We start from the raw sequence: 21,108 nt of genomic DNA on the forward strand, positions 1-21,108 counted from the left end.
AGATAAACTTGACAGCATATATCGCAAATGATATAGTTTGATTATATTAATTAGATTGTACTAACTAAAATTAATATAAGGAGGGAAAAACTAATGGAACCACGCAAAGCACTAGTAGATGTAGTTGAAAAGATATCTTCCATGATGGGAGAATTTGAAGATAAAGCCCTAAATAGTGATGAATTATCAGATTTGACAGTTAGGCAATTGTATTATCTTGACATAGTAAAAAAATTAAGCTATCCAACCTTTACAGACTTAAGTGAAGAGATAGGTGTAACCAAACCCACAATCACTACAGCAGTTAATAAATTAATAAAACAGGGTTACTTAAAAAAAGTACACTCTATCGAAGATAGAAGAGTTTATAATTTACTTTTAACAGAGGCAGGAAAAAGAGTTGTAGATATTCATGATAAAGCCCATAACGATTTTGCTCTGATGATATCTAACTGTTTAAATGATCAGGAATTAAACAAAGTGGTTGAAATATTTACAAAGGTGATCGACTGTCAATAGAAATTTTTTTAAATAATTAATTAGATAAATCAAACTAACTATTTATTTTATATAATGTTTAGAAATCAAATTAATTTAAAGGGGTGAATATTTTGTTTGAAGAAAAAAGGTATAAGATTGGAAAAAAGGTGAGTATTATAGGTTTGATAGTAAATATATTATTATCAATTATTAAAATTATAGTAGGTATAACTTTTTCAAGTATGGCTTTAATTGCTGATGGGCTCCATACTGTTTCTGACATAGCCTCTACTATAGTTATTCTGATAAGTATTAGGTTTTCACAGACTCCAGCGGATAGAAATCATCCTTATGGGCATGGGAAAGCAGAAGCTATAGGAACTGCATTACTTGGACTTATTTTACTAACTACTGGTTTTTTATTAATCAAAAATACTTATTCTAGTATTTTTGATGAGAATATAATTCAACCTGGTTTTATAGCTTTGTGGATTGCATTTTTTTCAATAATTATAAAAGAAGCTTTATATCAGTATACAGTGAAAATGGGGAGAAAAATTAATAGCAAGGGTTTAATAGCGGATGCACATCATCATCGTTCAGATGCATTTTCTTCAATTGCTGCTTTAATAGGGGTAACTGGATCTAGACTCGGGTTTTCTTATCTCGATCCTCTTGCTGGTCTAATAGTTGCAATTTTTATAGCCAAAATAGGATTTGATATTTTAAAAGACGCCGTTAATGAATTAATGGATTGTATACCCGACCTAAGTCAAGTCAAGGAGTTTAAGCAGATTGCAAACGCAGTTAACAGGGTAAATAATGTTGGTGATATCAAACTTAGATCATATGGTCCAAGTATTTTTGTTGAAATATCAATTGCAGTAGATAATAATTTGACTGTTGGAGAAGGACACAATGTTGCAAAAGATGTAGAGAAGCGACTTAAAGATAGTGATGAAAGTATTCAGGATGTGTTAGTCCATGTAGATCCCTGGTAAAAAATTAATTACTTGCAGGAATTATTTTATTTAGCGCTAAATTTATTATATAACTTTTTTTAAAATGAAAAAATAATCTCTATCTACCGCACTGATCCACAAAAAGACAGTAAGACTTTTCAACGAACCTGGGGGGATTATTGGTGGAGGTTTGTTAGAGGAAACTGGTTGGACTGGTTTTGCAGTATTATATTTACGGAAAAAATACAGTATATTATCTATCGGTTTTATAATTGGTTTATTATCATGATTATGCTGAGAAATGAATAAATAAATGATCAATTTAGGAGTAGGCTGCAGTTTAGAAGATTTCAAAGATAAAAAATTTCCTAAAGATTTTTCTCTTATAAATATAGAAAATCCTTTATATCCAGGCTATTTAGAAAAATATAATGACAAAGATCTTTTATTTATAAAAAAATTAAAAGAATTTAGATATATTGTTGATGGTGCCTATATTGATTTAAATCCAGGGACTAATGAACCAAAAATTAGAAAAATAACAAAAGAGAAAGTTATAGAATCAATAGAATTTGCCAAAAAAATAGAGGCTGAAGAAATTATTTTTTTATCAACTTTTATCCCTTTTATTAATGTTGAATTTTATGAGCAGGGTTGGTTAGATGAATCAAAGAAATTTTGGGATGAAATACTTGAAGAAGAAAAGAAAATAAGGATTTCGCTCTGCTTTTATCAAAATCTTAAGGAGGAAAATATGCATATTCCAGAAGAAATAAAAAACTTACTTGAAAATAAAAATTTATGCACAATGGCTACCACATGGGAAGATAAACCCTATTTATCACTAATGAATTTTACCTACTTGGAGTCAGAAAACAAAATCATTTTAAGCAGCAGAAAAAACAGCAGGAAATATTATAACATTCAAAAAAACAAAAACATATCACTACTTGTATTCTCCAGTTCAGATAAACTGAGTGCTACTTTATTAGGAACTGCTGAGACTATTGAATCAGGAAATGCAAAAGAAGAGCAATATAGAAAAACACATCTAAAAAAGAACAATATGCCTCAATTCATTTTAGGAGATAACATAGGTTTAATTGTTTTCAGCATTAAAGAAATTATTATTTCAAACAGCCAGGATCAGGTCAGATATATTAGTGACTTCTCAGAATAATTTTTAATAACGAAAAATATTTTTTGATTAATAAATATAAAATTTACTAATGGGGGAAATTACAATGAATAAATCAATAAGAAAAGATATTACAATCCGTCCAGAAACTCACAAAGATTATAAAGATATTGTATCTCTCGTCTTACGTTCTTTTAAGGAGGGAACCCCATATTCAGATGGCACTGATATTATTGCATTAATTGAAGAAATTAGAGATTCTAAATATTATATTCCTCAATTGTCATTTGTAGCTGAACTAAATGATAAAATTGTCGGTCATTTTCTATTTTCACACTTCCCCTTGTCTCCAACCAAAGAAGGGGGACATAAAGATAAAGCTGAAAGTGAAATAGTTATGCTTGCACCGGTAGCAGTACATGCAGATTACTTTAAAATGGGAATAGGTACAGCTATGCTGACTCAGGGAATTGAAAAAGTAAAAAAATTAGCATATAGAGGGATAACAGTTGAAGGAGATTTCAATTTTTACAACAGAGTTGGTTTTGAAACTTCGAGCAAGTATGGCATCTATCCAACAAGCGGCTACCCTATGGAAGAACCAAGATGTATGATGTGTCAGGAAACATTTCCGGGCTCCCTTGCTGAAATTGATGGCTATGTTGTTTACGATATGTATTATAATGCTTAGATATTGCTGAAAAAGTATTTATATTCTTTTATATTAAGCATATTTTTTGAGGAGATAAAGATGAGTGAATTAAAAATTTCAACTGAAAGACTATTTTTAAGAGGAACAAGTATGTCTGATGCAGAATCAATGTTTAAATATCGATCCAATCCAAAAATATATGAATACCAAGTGAGATAGGATATTCACTATCTTTGAAATATCAAGGAAAAGGACTTGCTACCGAAGCTGTAACAGCTGTACTAAATTATTTATTTTTTGATTTAAACAAACATAGAGTAACTGCTTCTGTTGATCCGGATAACTTAAAATCTATTAATCTTTTAGAAAGACTTGGAATGAGAAAAGAGGCACATTTTAAGAAAAGTGTTTTCATTAATGGAAAATGGAAAGACGATATTATTTATGCGGTATTAAAAGAGGAATGGATTTGAAAGATATCTTAATCAATTGGAGACAGATATAAAAATATAGAAAGGCAGTGTTATTTTTATGATAAAACCCGAAGGATTAAAAAGAGGAGATAAAATGGCAGCAGTAAGTTTGTCATGGGGTGGTGCAGGAGATCAAGATCTTAGATACAGATATGAGATAGGTAAAAAAAGAATTGAAAAATTATTTGGACTAGATGTTGTTGAAATGCCAAATAGTCTAAAAGGGAGTGAGTATTTATATAATCATCCAGAGGCAAGGGCGGAAGATATGATGAGTGCTTTTAAAGACAAAGATATTAAAGCCATTTTTTCTAATATAGGTGGAGATGATACGCTTAGATTATTACCTTACATAGATTTTAATGTTATAAAAAATAATCCAAAAATATTTATGGGATATTCAGACACAACAGTAAATCATTTTATGTGCTATAAAGCCGGGTTGAGAAGTTATTATGGCCCTAGTATTTTAGCTGAATTTGCAGAAAATGTAGAAATGCATGATTATACGGTAAAGTGGATCAGGAAGGTTTTATTTAGTAATGAAATCATAGGAGAAATTAATGAGAGTAAATATTGGACTTCTGAATTGCTGCCCTGGGAAAACAAAGAAAAGAGTAAGATAAAAAGGAAATTAAATAAAGAAATAAGGGGCTATGAACTTCTTCAGGGGAGTGGTAAAGTAAGAGGTGAGTTGATTGGCGGCTGTATTGAAGTAATGGATTGGCTGAGGGGAACGTTCTTATGGCCTGATTTAAAAGAATGGGAAAATAAAATATTATTTTTAGAAACAAGTGAAGATAAACCCTCTCCAGATTACATAAGATGGTATCTTAGAGCTTTAAATGCTTTAGGAATATTCGAAAGAATAAATGGATTAATTATTGCTAAACCTCATGATGAAAAGTATTATGAAGAATATAAAAAAGAGTATTTGAAAGTAATAAAAGAGGAAGCAAAACGAGATGACTTACCGATACTATACAACATGAATTTTGGCCATACGGCGCCAATGTTCATATTACCTTATGGAGCAGAGGCTGAGATAAACTGCAATAATAAAAAATTTATAATTAATGAATCAGGTACTAAATAATTTAATTTTAGTAGGTGAACAAATGAAATTAGGAGCTTTCTCAATTAGTCTAAATGTAAAGGATCTTAAAGTATCAAGAGATTCTTATCAAAGTTTGGGATTTGAAATTTTTGGCGGTAAAATTGAGCATAATTATTTAATTATGAAAAATGGAGATGCACTGATTGGTTTGTTTCAAGGAATGTTTGATAAGAATATTCTTACCTTTAACCCCGGCTGGAACCAGAATGCTGATGAGTTAGATGAATATTCAGATGTGCGTGAGTTATATAAAAAAATAAAAAATAAAAGCATTGAGACAGAACAAGAATCACTTGACGGTGAAAAGGGGCCAGGTAGTTTTGTAATTATTGATCCAGATGGTAATCCTATTTTAATAGATCAGCATATTTAATAAAAATTTTAAAAACCCTAACTTTAGATGGGTGTCTTTTTTTATTTAATAATATATTATTAATTTAAGATAAATCTTTAGGAGGGTAATTATGATATTTTCAGTCAATCAGTCAAGTCTTTTGCCGGTTAATACGATTATTTCATTTGCAGTAATCTTTATTTTTTGCTCACTTATCTTGGTATTTTCATTTATTGCATTAAGAAAGAAGCTGCAGGGGAAAAGAATAAAAATATTTGGGGGTTGGACTGTTCTTTGCTTGCTTGCGGCTCTCATATTATACTATACAGGCTTTTTTGGCACTTATATTAATGTGGAAGCTGCTAAAAGTAAAACATACAGTAGAGAGGAATTAGTTCAGGATCTAAAAGAAATCGAAAGAACTATTATGGATGAAAATCCTCTTTTCTTTGCTAATAAAAATGAATTACAAGCAGATTTTGCTAAAACTTATGGTCGAATTGAAGAGGGAATGACAGAGTCAGAATTTTACAGATTAATTAATCCTTTAGTTGCCGATATTAACTGTGGCCATACAAATTTATATATTTCTGAAGCTTTAGAAAAAAATAGAGAAGATAAGGTAGAATTTTTCCCATTAAAAGTAACTCTGATAAATGATGAACTTTTTGTTTTGGAAGATGATCAGGATAGTGGAATTAGAAGAGGTAATAAAATTAAGTCAATTAATGGTTTGAACAGCAAAAAAATTATAGAAAAGTTAATTGAAAATATTAGTGGTGATGGAGAAGGTGAAGCAAAACAGAGATTTATAATCAGCAAATATTTTAACAGTAGATTCTATGATTTTGTTGATAATTCAGATAGATTTAAGGTTGAGTATCTTAACGAAGATGGAAAGTTATTAACTGCAGATTTAAATGCCGAACAAAATAAAAGCTATAACTTAACTTCCTGGAGCCTTCACTTTGCAGGTTATAGGGACGGAAATTATTATGATAATCAAATAGTTAATGATTATGCACTGCTTAATCTAAATGTTTTCTTGCAGGAAGATGAAGAAAAATTTGATTCATTTTTAGAAGAATTTTTCCTGAATTTAAAGAAGAGAAATATTTCTAATTTAATTATAGACCTCAGAGGGAACTTTGGGGCCAATCCATTTATGTCAAAAGCTTTACTTTCTTATCTAGTTGATAAAGAAACTGAATATTTTACAGATGAGCTTCCTTTTCTCCAGCGATTATTGGGCTTTACAGACCCAATTGAAGCTGCTGAAAACAATTTTGAGGGAGAGGTAGTTCTGATAACAGATGGAGCAAATTTTTCAACCGCCGCCCATTTTACTGCATTTTTTAAATACAATAAACTTGGTACTATAGTAGGAAGTGAAACTGGTGGTTCATATGTCTGTACTGATAGTTCAAAAGATATTGTCTTAAATAATACCAGGATGCGCCTTCATTATTCTACTCTGGTATATGAGCTTGCCGTAGAGGGTCTTCCCAAAAATAAAGGGATTAAACCCGATATAATCGTTAAAGAGGATATAAATGATATATTAAATCAGAGAGACCCTCAGTTGGAACTTGCTTTAGAAATATTAGAAGTAAGTTAACTTTTAAAAAAATTTTTCTTGACCCTCCCCTTAGAGGAGAATTTATACTTATTTTACAGGATAAAAATTAGAGAAAGGAGTTAGCTGATGTATCAAATAGGAGAGTTTTCAAAAATTAACAGAATAACTGTTAAAACATTACGTTATTATGATAGAATAGGACTTTTAAAACCTGCATTTGTAAATGATAGTAATGGATACCGTTACTATACTTCTGAGCAATTACCAGTAATCCACAAAATCATTGCTCTCAGACAGATGGATTTTTCTATTAATGAAATTCTAGATATTATTAATGGGAAAGATAATAATAATGTTTTTAAAGTGAAGAAAGAAAAACTCCTAAATGATATTCAAGAAAAAAAAGACCAGCTTGCTCAAATCACACATTATCTTGAAAAAAATAAGGAGGGTTTTAAGATGAATTATGAAGTTGTGTTAAAAGAACTACCTGAGGTTATTGTTTATGCAAAGAAAATGCTGGTACCTAATTATGATTATTATTTTGAGGTAATCCCTAGAATTGGAGAAAAAATAAGTGAGGTCAATCCTAATTTAAAAGCTGCTAAACCAAACTACTGTTTTACAATTTATCTTGAGGGAGAATACAAAGAAGAAAATTTCGAAGTAGAATTTTGTGAAGCGGTAAATGCTTTTGGCAGGGAAACTGAAGAAATCAAATTCAAAAAAATCAGGAAGGTTAATCAGGCTGCCTGTGTATTCTATAAAGGCTCTTATGATAATATAGGAGAAGCATATGCCCATCTATTTAAATGGATTGAAGATAATAATTTTATGCCAAGTGATAATCCAAGAGAATCATATATTGATGGAATTTGGAATAAAGAAAACCTATCAGATTGGTTAACCGAAATACAAATCCCGGTTAAAAAAGTCCTAATTAACTAAGATAGAAATTTTATTTAGCTCCATTTCTATAAATAATTGCTTAGATAAATTATTTTTAAGAAATGGGGCTTTTTTAAAATAATATAATAAGGAGTTAATAATATGCTTAAGTTTCAAAAGGCTCAAAATGGTGATGAAGAGATCCTTAAAAATATTGCGGTTAGAGCTTTTCAAGATGATAAAGATAAATATGGTTCATTTCCTCCAGGAATTAATTTTGTTGACTGGCATAAATCTCAGATTCATAGTGGTATGTATTATAAAATTATATTTAAAAAGATAATAATTGGAGGAATAAGGCTATTTGATAAAAATAATGGACATTACAGACTTGGGGCTATTTTTATAAGTCCAGATTACCAAAATAGAGGAATAGGACACAAGGCTATAGAGTTTATAGAGAATTTATATCCAAATGCTAAAAAGTGGTCCCTAGATACACCATATCAAAATTACAGGAACCATTATTTTTATGAAAAACATGGATATGTTAAGGTTGGTGAGCTTCAGCCAAATAAAGAAGATGATTTTTATTTATTTTTATATGAGAAGGAAAAGTAAATTTATTTTTAATAGAATTAACCTAGTGCAAAAAATAAGATAGTAGTTGGAGGACCAAAATGATATTTGAAATTGAAAAAGAAAATTTTAAATCTATTTATAATATATTAGATGATGAAATTGACAATGTGGAAGTCAAAGCAGTTATTGAAGGAAATAATCCAGGCTGGATCTTTGCAGACTCTCTTAAGTCACCTGAAACTGCGGTGATCTGGTCAAAAGGTATTCAGGGTTTCTATTTTGTTGGAGATCATAACAATTCGAAATTTAATAATTATATCAGTGATTATATAGATAATGAAATTATTCCAAGAGCTAAAAAAGAAAAATTAGATCGTTTTGAATTTAGCGGAGAAAATAAAAAATGGTGCCATAAACTGGAAGAGATATTTGCTGAGAGAAAATTAAATAAATCTAAACAATTAATCTATAAATTAAAGTATGATCAGTGGAAAGTTCATAAAAAAAGAAGGTTAAATGATAAGTTCAGCTTAAAAGAAATTAATGCTGAATTATTAAATGACAAGAATATAGAAAATTTGAATTATATAACTTCAGAAATTCTCCGCTGGTGGGATTCCTGTGATAAATATTTAGAAAAAACTTTTGGCTACTGCATAATTTTTAATAATAAGATAGTAAGCTACTGCATCTGTAATTTTGTCTATGATAATATTCATACTATAGGAATTGAAACCTTAAAAGATTATAGGAGAAAAGGTTTATCACAGGCGGCAGCAGAAGCTTTTATAGAAAAATGTACGTCAGAAAAACTAGATCCTCACTGGGAATGCATGGAGAGTAATATAGCTTCGAGAAATTTAGCTGAAAAGTTAAAGTTTAAACTGGAACGAGTTTATAGATTATATTCATATCCACTTGACAAAGTATTAAATTAAATAGTATAAGATAAAGAACTATTTAAATAATTATTTAATTACAAATGATATTTACATAAAAAGGGGAGTTGAATTATGAAAAAGGCAATTATTATTGGAGCTTCTTCAGGTATTGGAAAAGAACTGGCAGAGATTTTATCTGAAAATAATTATATTCTTGGCTTGGTCAGCAGAAGAGAAAAGCTCTTAGTAGAAATTCAAAAAAAGCTGCCGAAAAAATCATTTGTGAAAAGTTTTGATATTACATCTGCAAATAGTAGAGATTATTTAGAAGAGCTGATTCAAGAAATGAATGGAGTAGATTTAATTATTATCAGTGCTGGCCGCATATTTATTAATCATCAGCTTGAATTTGAGAAGGAAAAAAAGACCATTGAGCTAAATGTTTTAGCTTTCACTAAGATGATAAATACTGCCTATAAATACTTTTCTCAAAAGGGAGAGGGGCAGATAGTAGGTATTTCATCAGTTGCTGCCCTTAGAGGCGGCTATGATGCTCCTGCTTACCATGCATCAAAAGCTTTTGTTTCAAATTATATGGAAGGTTTAAGAATCAAAGCCAAGAAATCAAAATTACCGATAACTATTACAGATATCAAACCAGGCTATGTAAATACTAGAATCCTGGTAAAAGAAAATCTTTTTTGGGTGGCAGAGCCTGAAAAGGCAGCCTTACAGATATATCAAGCTATTGATAAAAAGAAAGATCATGCTTATATTACAAAGCGCTGGACATTGATCGCCTGGTTACTTAAAATAGTGCCAGATTTTATTTATAAAAGATTTTAAGATTAAAGATAAATATTATTATTCTTTTAATATATCCTCATTCTTTCTGCTAGAAAAATACTGCATTATCAAATTAATTCCAAAAAATAATAGGAGAAAAATACTGCCACTGACTAATGCCTCAAATATTGTACCATATTGATTATTGAAAAAATTTATTATCAAAAAAACTACTGCAGCGACAATTGAGTTAGGTAATAGCTTTTTCCAGTTAACTTTGTTAGTAAGCAGACCAGAGCTAACTCTTTTTGCGGCTAAATAAAAGGTTACTCCAAAAAATAGAATGGCCAGATCCAAATAGTCTGATATAGGACTTTTAATAATATACTGTCTGTATAATAGAGCAAATAAGAGTCCAAAATATAAAATACTAAAGCCTAAATTATTTTGCTTACGAGTTTCCTGAATAATTCTTTCATCTGTTATTTGTTTTTTCATGATTGATCCTCCTCTTTCCAAAATAAATCATTTAAGGTTTTATTTAATGCATAACAAATTTCTAAACATAAGTTTAATGAAGGGTTATAGCTGCCCTTTTCAATTAAGTGTATGGTCTGCCTTGTAACACCTACAGTATCTGCCAGTTCTTGCTGGGTTAGTTCAAGCTCCATGCGAGCTAACTTAATGCGATTAATCAAATTAGAGCTCACCTCCTTTATTATATTGTATCATATATCTTACATATGTTAAATATATATTACATAAATAATTTAAATGCAGGTATTATTTTTTCTTGCAAGAACTATATTAATAATATTTTTAAAAGCTTAGAATTTGATATAAATTTATACCTAAATAATATATAGGAAAGGGGCTTTTGATGATTAATCACAACGGAACTCAAAAAATTAAAACTGAAAGATTAATCTTGCGCAAATTTAAGATTAGTGATGCTGAGTATATGTTCAATAACTGGGCCAATGATTCTGAGGTAACAAAGTATTTATCCTGGCCTTACCATAAAGAACTTGCTACAACTAAAAAGATTATTAATATTTATCTAGAGGAATATAAAAGTTCTGAAGTTTATAATTGGGCAATTGTTCCTAAAGAATATGGTGAGGTTATAGGATCAATAACCGTTGTTGAAATGTCTAATGAAAAAGAGCAGTGTGAAATTGGATATTGTATATCAAAGTCATACTGGAATCAGGGTATAACTACTGAAGCTCTTAAAGCTGTAATTAATTATTTAATTAATGAAATAGGTTTTGAGAGAATACAGGCTAAACATAATAGTGATAATCCTGCTTCTGGTAAAGTTATGCTTAAAGCTGGAATGAAATATGAAGGAAGGTTAAGAAAATATAATAAAAATAATGCAGGTGAATTAGTAGATTGTGATATGTACTCTATACTGAAAGAAGAATTAGTATATAATTAATAAAAAGGTAGTGCTATTATGCAAAAAATATCTTTATCAAATAAAATATATCTGCTTCTGATTATAATTCTCGCTATTTTATCAGCGCTTAATGTATTTTTACCTCAGGGTGATTTTTTAGCTGTACAGGAAATAGAAGTTTCCAAAACGGTATTGGCCTCTGGAATTGCAGCTCTTATGCTTATTTTATATGGTGGACTGGGATATTTTGGGTTAAAGCTTTCAAAAAAAATAGCTTTTGCAGATATCTGGGATTCAAAAGTTTCTAACAAAGAAAGGTTTTTATTTCCTGCTTTAATTGGAATCTTTCTCGGAATTATTTTTATTATTTTAGATCTTATATTAACTCAATTTCATACTCTGGGATCAATTCCACATCCACCGTTTCCAACTTCTATTATAGCTTCAGCTACTGCTGCTATTGGGGAAGAGATAATTTATCGACTGTTTTTTATTTCCTTCTGGGTATGGCTTATTTCAAATCTAATATTAAAAAGAAAACGGAGGAATAAAGTTTTCTGGATTATAACACTATTTTCAGCTCTTTTATTTGCTTCAGCACATTTGCCCTCAATAATCGCATTATATGGTTTAAATACTTTAAGAGAGATTCCATTTGCTATTATTTTAGAAATATTTATTTTAAATGGGTTATTATCTATCTCTGCAGCTTATTATCTTAGAAAATTTGGCCTGCTGGCTGCTGTTGGTATCCACTTTTGGGCAGATATTGTCTGGCATGTTCTTTGGGGATTATTTTAAATATAATTATTAGAAAAGATCTAACTACAATTATTAAGGCTCCTGATGGTGAATACGCCTGTTACGCACTCTTTTTATAGTAAGATTTTAGGAGAGTTAAATCCAATACCAATATTTCTAGTTTTTGGAATAGCAGCTTTTCTATCATTTTATTATATTAAGCAATTTGATCTTTACTTTATTAGTAAATCTGTTTCAAATAAAAAATTAATTTTTTATTTCTCAATTTCAATAATACTTGGATTTATGCCAGTTTTAATAGATCTTTTTATAACTTTTCCAAAAGATATAAATATATTATTTCCTGAATCAATTCTATTTTATCCGACTATTGGAGTACTTGCAGAGATAATTTTTCATTTACTTCCAACAACTCTATTACTTTTTATTTTTGGTTTTAAAATCAGAAATCATCCTATGTTAATAATTATTATAATTGCTGCAGTTGAACCATTTTTTCAAGTTTTTATTGGTACAGGCTCCAGTAATATTGTTCTTCGAGATGTACTTGTATTTTTGGAAGTTTTTATTTTTAGTGTTATACAGATGCGTGTATTTTTTAAATATGGATTTTTGGCAATGTATATTTGTCGTATTGGTTTTTATTTAACCTGGCATTTTTTATGGGGAACTATACGCTTAGGAATAATATAATAAATATGATTTATTATCAAAAAGTTTAATATATAATATCAGATAAGGGGGAAAAAGATGAATAAGTTTATTAAACAAATAGAAATGGGAAAATCCAATGCTTATTTAATAGAGACTGCAAAGGGTTATATTTTAGTTGATGCCGGAACGCCAGATAAAGTTGGAGAAGTAGAAAAAATTTTGGCTGAAAAAAATGCTGATTTAAAAGATATTTTGCTAATTATAATAACCCATGTTTATTATGACCATGTGGGCAGTTTAGCTGCTCTCAAAGAAAAGACAGGTGCTAAAATACTGGTTCACGAAAAAGAAAAAGAATTCTTAGAAAAAGGCAGAACTGATTTTCCTGCCGGAACAGTTATTATATCTAAGTTAATTTCTAAGCTGAGCAATCTTATTTCAGAATCTAAGTTTAAAGCACTAAGCCCAGATATTACATTTGAAGATCATTATGACTTAAAAAAATATGAAATCGATGGGGAAATCATCCACACTCCGGGCCATACCAGGGGATCTATAAGTGTAATAATAAATGGAGAAGATATAATTTGTGGTGACACTTTATTTAACTTTATGCCTCATTCTGTATATCCTCCCTTTGCCAATAAAAAAATATGGCTTAACTGAAGAGGATAAGGAAAAATTAATTGAAGAAATAAAATACTATTTTGAAGTAGAAAGAGATGAACAACTAGGTATTATTGCCTCTGAAAAAATACTGGATTTCTTTTTAGAAACCATGGGAGATTATGTCTATAATAGAGCTCTTGATAATACAAAACAGTGGTATGATAAGCGGATGAAAAATATGGAATCAGATTTTTTTGCACTTTATAAATATTAATTTTGAACTTGGTTAATTGAAAAAATTTTGAATATGAAAGTGATTCAAATGACTGACCCAGCTGAATTTACTCCCTGCATAGAAATTGGATGGAGATTAAAAAGCAAGTATTGGAACAAAGGCTATGCAAAAAGAATTCGATCATCCCAGTTTGGAAAAAATGCAGAATTAAGGGGTCCAGATGGATGTAAAGGTTTTGCAGCTTTATATCAAAATAAATTGGCCGGATTTAAAGAATATAATAAAAAAGATGATTTAATAGAAATGATAAATTTTATATAGCTTTTTTAAAAAAAGGTGATTAAAAACATAAAATAATACAGGAAAAGGAGTCAAATATAAATGAAAAGGAATATAAAAGTTTATCCTAACAAAGCAATTTTTGGTTGGGAAGGGGATAATGGAATAGGTGAAATGTTAATTAATCAGATCATAAATGGTGAAAAAACAGCAACCTGTAGTTTTAAAATTGAGTATACTGATGAAGAATTAAAAGAATTATATGCAACAAAAGGTAAAATTGTAACTGTTGTAAATAAAGAAGGAGTTCCAAAGTGTAATATAAAGATCCTGGATATTTTTGAAACTAAGTTTGGTGATCCTGATCTGAGATTGGTAAAAGGTGAGGGAGATGGAAATGATGTAAAGAAATTTCAGGACGATCACAGAAAAGCCTGGAATGAAACAATTAAAGATAATGATATAACTGATGATACTAAATTAATTGTAGAGCTTTTTGAATTAATAGAAACTGCAGAGTGAAAAATAATCTATATAATCACCTACCTTCATCATATATATCAGCAGGTTTTAAGTTTTAATTAAATAAAGTTGAATAGTATTTTTATCTTATTTATATTTGAAAGGGGAAGAAATTATGAGCAGTAATGAAAAGCCTAAATGGCTTAATATTAATCAATATCCCTTTAAAGATCATTTTTTTAAAACAGAAGCCGGAAAAATTCATTATCTTGATGAAGGAAAAGGTGATGCAGTAGTTTTTGTGCACGGAAATCCTTCCTGGTCATTTGAATTTAGAAATTTGATAAAAGAGTTGAGAAATACAAATCGATGTATAGCACCAGATCACATTGGATTTGGATTATCAGATAAACCTCTTAACTGGTCATACCGACCAGAAGAACATGCCAAAAACTTAAATGAGCTTTTAAATTCATTAAATTTAAACAATATCACCTTAGTAGTTGGAGATTGGGGTGGCCCAATTGGACTATCTTATGCAATAAATAATCCTGAAAAAATCAAAAATATTGTTATTACAAATACCTGGTTCTGGTCTGTAAAAAATGAGCTCTATTATCAAATTTTCAGCAAATTTGCTGGTGGTTTTATTGGCAGATATCTAATTAAAAAGAGTAATTTCTTTGCTAAATATATTCTTAAGCTTCTTTATGGAAATAAAAAAAGATTAACAGCAGAAGTTCACCGCCATTATTTAATGCCACTTATTAATCCAAAAGAAAGAAAAGGAAATTGGACATTTCCAAAAGAAATTATTGACTCTTCAAAATGGCTTGAATCAATTTGGAATAAGTGCAGTGTTTTAAAAGAGAAGAATGTTATTATTGCCTGGGGGATGAAAGATATTGCTTTTAGAGAAAAAGAACTTAAGCGATGTATAAGAGCATTTCCTGGAGCAGAAGTCATCCGTTTTCAGGATGCCGGGCATTTTCTTGCAGAAGAAAAAGAATTTGAATTTATTTATGAGATTCAAAAAATAATTTAAGTCTACTAAAATTTTAATATCAGATATAGAAATAGGCTAAAAATTGCTTTAATAGTTATGACAAAAGAATTGAGATTTCCCAGGCTTTTATTTTAGGATTTCATTGAAATAATCGAAGCAACTAAAAGTCCTAGACCTAAACCTACCAGAATACTTCCTACAAATGCTAAAGCAGATTCACTTAGGAAGAAGAATCCAACACCAAGACCAACAATTAATCCTCCCCCAACTGCCCATGAACTTTTATCTGATTTATTGTTCATCATTTCACCTCCTTTATTTGATCAAGTTTTTGTTATATCAACTATATTGTATATTAAAATAATATCATAAAAATTTTATATTTAAAATAATTTTTTGTAATATTTGTTATATTTATAAACATAAATGATCTTAAAAATGGTATAATTTAATTAAGAATAATCTTCTGCTTAAAATTTTTTAAAAAACTATTAGGCCCAACTTAACTGGGTTTTTTATAAAGACTTATGGGTATTTCTTAGCTCAGATAAAAAAATTATTGGTGGAATTGCAGTTGAAGAGAAATCTGATTTAGAGTTTTTAAGAAAATAATTGAAGAAGGTAAATTTAAAGCTGTTATTGGTAAAACATTTTCTTTAGAAGAAATATCAGAGGCCCATAAATATGTTGAAACAGGTCATAAGGTTGGAAATGCGGCAATAAAAATTAAATGAGGCCTGCTTTTTTCTTAGAATAATGAGGTGAAAATTATGCCCGAAAATAAAGAACAAAATTTATCCTTTCCCAGAGGTTATTATGATTTTCATAAAAACCAGTTATTTAATTATCAGCTTAACAGGTGGTATTCACTCGGCCTTGCAGACTTTGAAGATTTCAAATTAACTGCTGAGAAAATAAATTCATTTGAAAACTGGAAAACTGAAATGGAAAGACTGGCAGAAAAAGTTCTTTCAGAAAATAGAATTATGAATGCGGCTATTTATTATCGGGCAGCTGAATTTTATACTTTTAATAAAGAGCAAAAAGAAAAATTATATGATCAGTTTTCTGAGTTATTCTACAGAGCTATATCGGATGAAAAAATAGAAAAACTAAAAATACCTTATGAAGCAGGATATTTACCAGCAATCAGATTAAGCCCTGAAAAAGAGGAAAAAGGGACAATAATCTTACATGGTGGCTTTGATTCTTTTATTGAAGAGTTTTATTATCTGATCAAATATCTTAAAACCCATGGTTATCAGGTTATTGCTTTTGAAGGACCGGGCCAGGGCAATGTTTTAATCAAACAGGAAATTGCATTGGATTATAAGTGGGAAAAAGCGGTTAAGGAAATTCTGGATTACCTTCATTTAACCGATGTCTCGATTTTTGGTATTTCTATGGGAGGCTGGTTTGCTTTAAGAGCAGCAGCCTTTGAACCCAGAATCAAAAATGTAATTGCCACCGGCCATGCAGTAGATTATATGAAAATTCCACCTGCTGCAGCAGCCTGGCTTATGCTCTTTTTTATAAAACACTTTAGGAATTATACAATTAAATCTTTTAAAAAAGAAATTGAAAAAGGTGGGCAGAACAGCTGGCAGATAAGAAATTTAATGCAGATCACCCAAAAAGATAATCCTCTTGAGGCTTTTGAATATGCAATGAATTTAAATAAAGAAAATCTTCATCCTGATTTAATTAAAAAGAATCTTCTTTTAATGACTGCTGAAAATGATCACTTTATCCCCTTTAAGCTGCAGAAGATACAGAATAAGACCTTTTTAAATGCTAAATCTCTAACTGAAAGAATATTTACAGAAGATGAGCAGGCTGATAATCACTGTCAGATTGGCAACATCCAGTTAATGCTTGATACTGTTTTAGACTGGCTGAAAGATAAATAATTTCACTTTTTATAAGTATTTAATAACTAAGCTAATATCCAGGAAGTGATGAAAATGAATAAAAAACAAGGTCAATTTAATTATAAGAGAATTACTACTTTTATAATAACAGCTTACACAATTTCCTGGCTGATCTGGCTGCCAAATCTAGTCAGCCACAACTTTAATGTTGGCTGGAGTCAGTCTAAGCTCTTGCATTTAACTGGTGGTTTTGGACCACTATTTGCTGCCATTATTTCTACTAAGATTTATTACAAGAAAAAAGGTTTAAAAGAATACTTAAAGCACAAATTTTTAAAGTTTTCAGAGTCAAAATGGATACTTATTGCCTTATTAGTTCCGGGCGGCTTTTTTCTATTTTCTTATTTAATTAGAGGGGTAATTTTTGGAGAGTGGACTGATCCAACTTTAATTGGAATTAATTCTAAGGTCCCTTTTGAAAATCAGTTTTTAATCTTATTGAGCTGGATCTTCTTTTATGGAATTGGAGAAGAAAGCGGCTGGAGAGGTTTTTTATTTCCTGAACTTATGAAAAAATTTAATTTACAAACTTCAGCATTATATACAGCTTTAATCTGGGCCGGCTGGCATTTACCAATCTTTTTTTATGATAATAATTTTCTGGCAATGGGAATAATGGGCCTATTGGGCTGGCTGGTAGGTCTTATTTTTGGATCATTTATTTTAGGCTGGCTTACTCTAAAGGCAGAGTGGAATTTATGGCCGGCAATTTTATGGCATGCTGCATTTAATTTCTTTACAGCCGGTGATAAAATAACCCCTCTATATCCTGCTCTAATAACAATGATGCTCATAATTTTTGGACTGTGGCTTTCCAGAAAATATAAGTTTGAGTAATTAGTGCAATATCAATTCTGAATTCTAAATAAATAATAATCAAACAATCACTTTTTAAAGGAGCAAAAAATGAAAGATAAAAATAAAACACCCAAATTAATGAAAATATTTAAAAAGCTAAAAAAAATATTAGAACCGTATGAAGCTTCATTAAGGCTAAAATTTGACCTCAAAGAAAAATATGAATTATGGACTGATAAAGAAGTAAAGATTGCTGGGAAAAATAAAAAAGAGATATTTTTTGCAGGTGTCACCATCCAGAAAAATTATGTTAGCTTTTATTTTATGCCTATTTATGTTGAGCCAGAGCTTAAGCAAAAGCTTGATCCAGAATTATTAAAACTATTAAAAGGAAAATCTTGTTTTCATATAAAAAGCATAGATCAAGAGCTTGAAAATAAAATAAATGACGCTCTGCAGAAGGGATATAAGCTATATCAAGATAATGAGTTTATCTAATTTAAAAGGAGGAAGAAAATGGAATCAAATAAAATGAAAGCGGCTTATAGAAAAGAATATGGAGCTCCTGAAAGCTTAAAAATCAAAGAATTAGAGATTCCAAAGATAAAGGGAAATGAACTTTTAATAAAAGTACATGCAGCAACTGTCAATAGAACAGATTGTGCAGTGCTCAGCGGCAGCCCTTATATAATGAGGATTTTTACCGGTTTATTAAAGCCTAAACTGTCAATTACCGGCACGGATTTTGCTGGAGAAATTAAAGCTGTTGGTAATAAGGTAGACTCTTTTAAAGTAGGTGACAGAGTTTTTGGTTTTAATGACAGCGGCTTAGCTTCTCATTCCCAGTATATGAAGATATCAGCAGATAAAGCTTTAAGTTTAATACCAGAAAAATCATCTTACGAGGAGGCTGCAGCCAGTCTTGAGGGGGTCCATTATGCCTACAATTTTATTAAGAAAGTCGAAATAAATGAGGGAGATAAGGTTCTTATTAATGGAGCAACAGGGGCAATTGGTTCTGCCTTAGTCCAGTTGGCAAAATACAACGATGCTTATGTTACAGCAGTAGGCAACAGCAAAAATATAGAATTAATGAAATCTTTGGGTGCTGATAAAGTTATTGATTATCAGACAGAAGATTTTACAGAAGATAAACTAAAATATCAATATATCTTTGATGCAGTTGGTAAAAGCTCATTTGCTAAATGCAAAAATATTTTAAAAGCAGATGGAGTTTATATATCATCAGAATTAGGCAGCCTGGGAGAGAATCTTTTCTTAGCATTAATAACTAAGATATCTTCTGGAAAAAAGGTTATTTTTCCTGTTCCCTCAGATATTAAGGGCAGTATTGAATTTATCAAAAAGCTGATAGAAGAAGATAAGTTTAAGGCGGTTATAGATAGAAAATTTCCTTTAGAAAAAATTAGTGAAGCCTTTACTTATACTGCAGGCGGTCAAAAAACTGGGAATGTTGTTTTGAAAATTAATTAAAATATATGTTTTTTTATAAATTTAAAAATTAGCTTAAATGAGGTTTGATATATGAAATATAATTTTATAAACAAAGTAAAAAAAGAAAAATTCAGAATAATTATTATCGCATTAATAACTGCAGTTCTTTTATTTTCTGCTGCAAAAATTTATCCTGATGGAAGTATTAATGAAGATCAAAGTTTAGATGAATTTATCAATGATCTTGATTCTCGAATTTCTATTTTGATGAAAGATTATCAAATACCCGGACTCAATATTGCTTTAATCAAAGAGGGTAATTTAAGCTGGATAAAAGCTTATGGTTATGCAGATCTTAGTGAAAATAGGGAAATGACTACTGATACTTACTGCAGGGTAGAATCTATATCTAAATCTGTTACTGCCTGGGGGATTATGAAACTGGTAGAAGAGGAGAAATTAGCTCTCGATGAACCAGTTGAAAAGTATATAAAAAACTGGAAGTTTCCAGATTCAAATTTTGAGCATCAGAAAATAACTGCAGAGCAATTATTAAGTCATACTGCAGGTCTGCCGCTGGGGACTATTGGTGAAGATGCTTTATATCACCCTGAAGAAGATATACCTTCTCTTAGGGATGCTTTAAGCAGTGAAGTAATTCCTTTCCAGGAAACTGCTAAGTCTTTTTACTATTCTGATACAGGCTATAATCTCTTAGAACTGCTCATTGAAGAAATAACCGAGCAAAATTTTGCAGAATATATGAGAAAAGAGATTCTGCTTCCACTTGGAATGAACAATTCAAGTTACAGCTGGAGTAAAGAGTGGAAACCTGAAGTTCCTAATGGTTATGATGTTAACGGAAAAGCTGTACCTGTCTACACATATTCAATGAAGGCATCTGGAAATCTATATTCAACAGTTGAAGACACTGCTAAATTTGTGATCGCTGGTCTTAACAGTTCATTTAATAATAATCAACTTCTTAAATCAGAGAGTCTAGAGAAAATGTACAAGCCGGCAGTAAAAGATATCCCAGGCTATTATGGAATTGTATTTGAATCCTATGGTTTGGGCCATTATCTTGAATGGTTTAAAAATGGGATGAAATCAGTCTCACATGGAGGCCAGGGAACTGGCTGGATGTCTCACTTTCAGTCAGTACCTGAAACAGGGGATGGAATAATTATTTTAACTAACAGTCAGCGCAGCTGGCCTGCCTTTGCTTATATATTAAGAGCTTGGACCTCCTGGTCCGGTCTCTCTGCAGCCGGAATGGAGATAATTATTACAGGGCAAAAACTTTTATGGGGGATTACAGCCTTACTTATATTTATTTCTCTCTGGAAACTATCATTAATTATTGAAGGGTTGATCAGCAGCAGACAAAATTTTTCACCTAAAAAAAAGATTTCAAAAATTATTCTCATTTCTAAATTAGCATTATCTCTATTAATTATTTTTATTGTATTATATGCTGTCAACATGGAATATCAGCCCTTATATTCCATATTTCCCATAGCTTCTCACTGGTTTTTTTACTCGCTGCTGAGTGTAGGTGTTTTAATTATGCTTCAGTTATTATTCTCTGTTCAAAGAAATTAGTGAATATATTTTTTCAAAGGTTTAAAGTTCTACTG

General features: G+C 30.3%; 29 protein-coding genes. 26 read left to right on the top strand and 3 right to left on the bottom strand.

All coding sequences use genetic code 11. The annotated features are described in order from the left end of the window. The first annotated feature begins 93 nt into the window (after positions 1-93). The 12 genes from BW929_RS00565 (at position 94) to BW929_RS00620 (ending at position 9,932) form a co-directional block, all read left to right on the top strand. Entirely contained in the window at positions 94-519 is a 426-nt protein-coding gene (locus BW929_RS00565) for a MarR family winged helix-turn-helix transcriptional regulator (protein WP_076543423.1), read from the top strand. A gap of 83 nt (positions 520-602) precedes the next feature. Continuing rightward, positions 603-1,481, top strand: coding sequence for a cation diffusion facilitator family transporter (locus BW929_RS00570; protein WP_306806896.1), 879 nt, complete (start codon positions 603-605; stop codon positions 1,479-1,481). A 274-nt stretch (positions 1,482-1,755) separates the two neighbouring features. Beyond that, positions 1,756-2,622 (top strand): pyridoxamine 5'-phosphate oxidase family protein, encoded by an 867-nt coding sequence (locus tag BW929_RS15430; protein ID WP_234978036.1) that lies wholly within the window; start codon positions 1,756-1,758, stop codon positions 2,620-2,622. A gap of 64 nt (positions 2,623-2,686) precedes the next feature. Further along, positions 2,687-3,271 carry a GNAT family N-acetyltransferase gene (locus tag BW929_RS00580; protein WP_234978037.1) on the top strand — a complete coding sequence of 195 codons (585 nt, stop codon included), beginning with the start codon at positions 2,687-2,689 and terminating at the stop codon, positions 3,269-3,271. Positions 3,272-3,465: 194 nt separating this feature from the next. Further along, positions 3,466-3,705: a GNAT family N-acetyltransferase gene (locus BW929_RS15325; RefSeq protein WP_200805202.1), complete on the top strand. Its 240-nt coding sequence runs from the start codon at positions 3,466-3,468 to the stop codon at positions 3,703-3,705. Between the two features lie 58 nt (positions 3,706-3,763). Beyond that, the gene (locus BW929_RS00590) at positions 3,764-4,801 is read left to right on the top strand and encodes a S66 family peptidase (protein WP_200805203.1); all 1,038 of its coding nucleotides are present in this window, start codon (positions 3,764-3,766) and stop codon (positions 4,799-4,801) included. A gap of 22 nt (positions 4,802-4,823) precedes the next feature. Beyond that, positions 4,824-5,195, top strand: a complete 372-nt coding sequence (locus tag BW929_RS00595) for a VOC family protein (protein WP_076543426.1) — start codon at positions 4,824-4,826, stop codon at positions 5,193-5,195. Between the two features lie 91 nt (positions 5,196-5,286). Beyond that, positions 5,287-6,774, top strand: a complete 1,488-nt coding sequence (locus tag BW929_RS00600; protein WP_076543427.1) for a S41 family peptidase — start codon at positions 5,287-5,289, stop codon at positions 6,772-6,774. Positions 6,775-6,861: 87 nt separating this feature from the next. Continuing rightward, complete coding sequence (locus BW929_RS00605; protein ID WP_076543428.1) at positions 6,862-7,683, top strand: MerR family transcriptional regulator; 822 nt, start codon at positions 6,862-6,864, stop codon at positions 7,681-7,683. 102 nt (positions 7,684-7,785) lie between these two features. Next, the gene (locus BW929_RS00610) at positions 7,786-8,244 is read left to right on the top strand and encodes a GNAT family N-acetyltransferase (RefSeq protein ID WP_076543429.1); all 459 of its coding nucleotides are present in this window, start codon (positions 7,786-7,788) and stop codon (positions 8,242-8,244) included. 59 nt (positions 8,245-8,303) lie between these two features. Next, a complete protein-coding gene (locus tag BW929_RS00615) occupies positions 8,304-9,143 on the top strand; it encodes a GNAT family N-acetyltransferase (RefSeq protein WP_076543430.1) in 840 nt (279 codons plus the stop codon). Between the two features lie 75 nt (positions 9,144-9,218). Then, entirely contained in the window at positions 9,219-9,932 is a 714-nt protein-coding gene (locus BW929_RS00620) for an SDR family NAD(P)-dependent oxidoreductase (RefSeq protein ID WP_076543431.1), read from the top strand. Between the two features lie 18 nt (positions 9,933-9,950). Here the strand turns inward: BW929_RS00620 and BW929_RS00625 are convergent, their stop codons facing one another. Together BW929_RS00625 and BW929_RS00630 are read right to left on the bottom strand one after the other, a co-directional pair. After that, positions 9,951-10,370, bottom strand: coding sequence for a DUF6773 family protein (locus tag BW929_RS00625; RefSeq protein WP_076543432.1), 420 nt, complete (start codon positions 10,368-10,370; stop codon positions 9,951-9,953). Further along, entirely contained in the window at positions 10,367-10,570 is a 204-nt protein-coding gene (locus BW929_RS00630; protein WP_076543433.1) for a helix-turn-helix transcriptional regulator, read from the bottom strand. The genes BW929_RS00625 and BW929_RS00630 overlap by 4 nt, the downstream gene beginning before the upstream one ends. A gap of 182 nt (positions 10,571-10,752) precedes the next feature. On the opposite strand from BW929_RS00630, the gene BW929_RS00635 reads away from it, so the two are divergent. The 8 genes from BW929_RS00635 to BW929_RS00670 all read left to right on the top strand — a co-directional run bounded on the left by BW929_RS00635 (position 10,753) and on the right by BW929_RS00670 (position 15,323). After that, entirely contained in the window at positions 10,753-11,316 is a 564-nt protein-coding gene (locus BW929_RS00635; RefSeq protein ID WP_076543434.1) for a GNAT family N-acetyltransferase, read from the top strand. An 18-nt stretch (positions 11,317-11,334) separates the two neighbouring features. Then, a complete protein-coding gene (locus BW929_RS00640; protein ID WP_076543435.1) occupies positions 11,335-12,078 on the top strand; it encodes a CPBP family glutamic-type intramembrane protease in 744 nt (247 codons plus the stop codon). Positions 12,079-12,324: 246 nt separating this feature from the next. After that, a complete protein-coding gene (locus BW929_RS00645; protein ID WP_159437141.1) occupies positions 12,325-12,732 on the top strand; it encodes a hypothetical protein in 408 nt (135 codons plus the stop codon). A gap of 57 nt (positions 12,733-12,789) precedes the next feature. Beyond that, a complete protein-coding gene (locus BW929_RS00650; RefSeq protein ID WP_076543437.1) occupies positions 12,790-13,359 on the top strand; it encodes an MBL fold metallo-hydrolase in 570 nt (189 codons plus the stop codon). Beyond that, on the top strand, positions 13,331-13,576 hold the full coding sequence (locus BW929_RS00655) for a DUF2164 domain-containing protein (protein ID WP_200805205.1): 246 nt from the start codon (positions 13,331-13,333) through the stop codon (positions 13,574-13,576). The genes BW929_RS00650 and BW929_RS00655 overlap by 29 nt, the downstream gene beginning before the upstream one ends. A 48-nt stretch (positions 13,577-13,624) precedes the next feature. Next, positions 13,625-13,858, top strand: a complete 234-nt coding sequence (locus BW929_RS00660) for a hypothetical protein (RefSeq protein ID WP_076543438.1) — start codon at positions 13,625-13,627, stop codon at positions 13,856-13,858. A gap of 72 nt (positions 13,859-13,930) precedes the next feature. Continuing rightward, a complete protein-coding gene (locus BW929_RS00665) occupies positions 13,931-14,338 on the top strand; it encodes an ASCH domain-containing protein (protein ID WP_076543676.1) in 408 nt (135 codons plus the stop codon). 115 nt (positions 14,339-14,453) lie between these two features. Next, entirely contained in the window at positions 14,454-15,323 is an 870-nt protein-coding gene (locus tag BW929_RS00670) for an alpha/beta fold hydrolase (protein WP_076543439.1), read from the top strand. A gap of 92 nt (positions 15,324-15,415) precedes the next feature. On the opposite strand, the gene BW929_RS15330 is transcribed toward BW929_RS00670, so the two are convergent. Continuing rightward, on the bottom strand, positions 15,416-15,586 hold the full coding sequence (locus BW929_RS15330; RefSeq protein WP_200805207.1) for a hypothetical protein: 171 nt from the start codon (positions 15,584-15,586) through the stop codon (positions 15,416-15,418). A gap of 309 nt (positions 15,587-15,895) precedes the next feature. Between BW929_RS15330 and BW929_RS15590 the strand changes: the two genes are divergently transcribed. The 6 genes from BW929_RS15590 to BW929_RS00700 all read left to right on the top strand — a co-directional run bounded on the left by BW929_RS15590 (position 15,896) and on the right by BW929_RS00700 (position 21,073). After that, a complete protein-coding gene (locus BW929_RS15590) occupies positions 15,896-16,018 on the top strand; it encodes a zinc-binding dehydrogenase (RefSeq protein WP_407645354.1) in 123 nt (40 codons plus the stop codon). Between the two features lie 36 nt (positions 16,019-16,054). Then, the gene (locus BW929_RS00680; protein ID WP_076543440.1) at positions 16,055-17,194 is read left to right on the top strand and encodes an alpha/beta hydrolase; all 1,140 of its coding nucleotides are present in this window, start codon (positions 16,055-16,057) and stop codon (positions 17,192-17,194) included. Between the two features lie 54 nt (positions 17,195-17,248). Then, positions 17,249-18,052 carry a CPBP family intramembrane glutamic endopeptidase gene (locus BW929_RS00685; protein ID WP_076543441.1) on the top strand — a complete coding sequence of 268 codons (804 nt, stop codon included), beginning with the start codon at positions 17,249-17,251 and terminating at the stop codon, positions 18,050-18,052. Positions 18,053-18,121: 69 nt separating this feature from the next. Further along, positions 18,122-18,511 carry a DUF1801 domain-containing protein gene (locus BW929_RS00690; RefSeq protein WP_076543442.1) on the top strand — a complete coding sequence of 130 codons (390 nt, stop codon included), beginning with the start codon at positions 18,122-18,124 and terminating at the stop codon, positions 18,509-18,511. Between the two features lie 18 nt (positions 18,512-18,529). Then, entirely contained in the window at positions 18,530-19,507 is a 978-nt protein-coding gene (locus BW929_RS00695) for an NAD(P)-dependent alcohol dehydrogenase (RefSeq protein ID WP_200805208.1), read from the top strand. A gap of 51 nt (positions 19,508-19,558) precedes the next feature. Further along, complete coding sequence (locus BW929_RS00700) at positions 19,559-21,073, top strand: serine hydrolase domain-containing protein (RefSeq protein WP_076543443.1); 1,515 nt, start codon at positions 19,559-19,561, stop codon at positions 21,071-21,073. Positions 21,074-21,108 lie beyond the last annotated feature (35 nt).

The organism is Halanaerobium kushneri, from assembly GCF_900156285.1.
GTDB lineage: Bacteria > Bacillota > Halanaerobiia > Halanaerobiales > Halanaerobiaceae > Halanaerobium > Halanaerobium kushneri.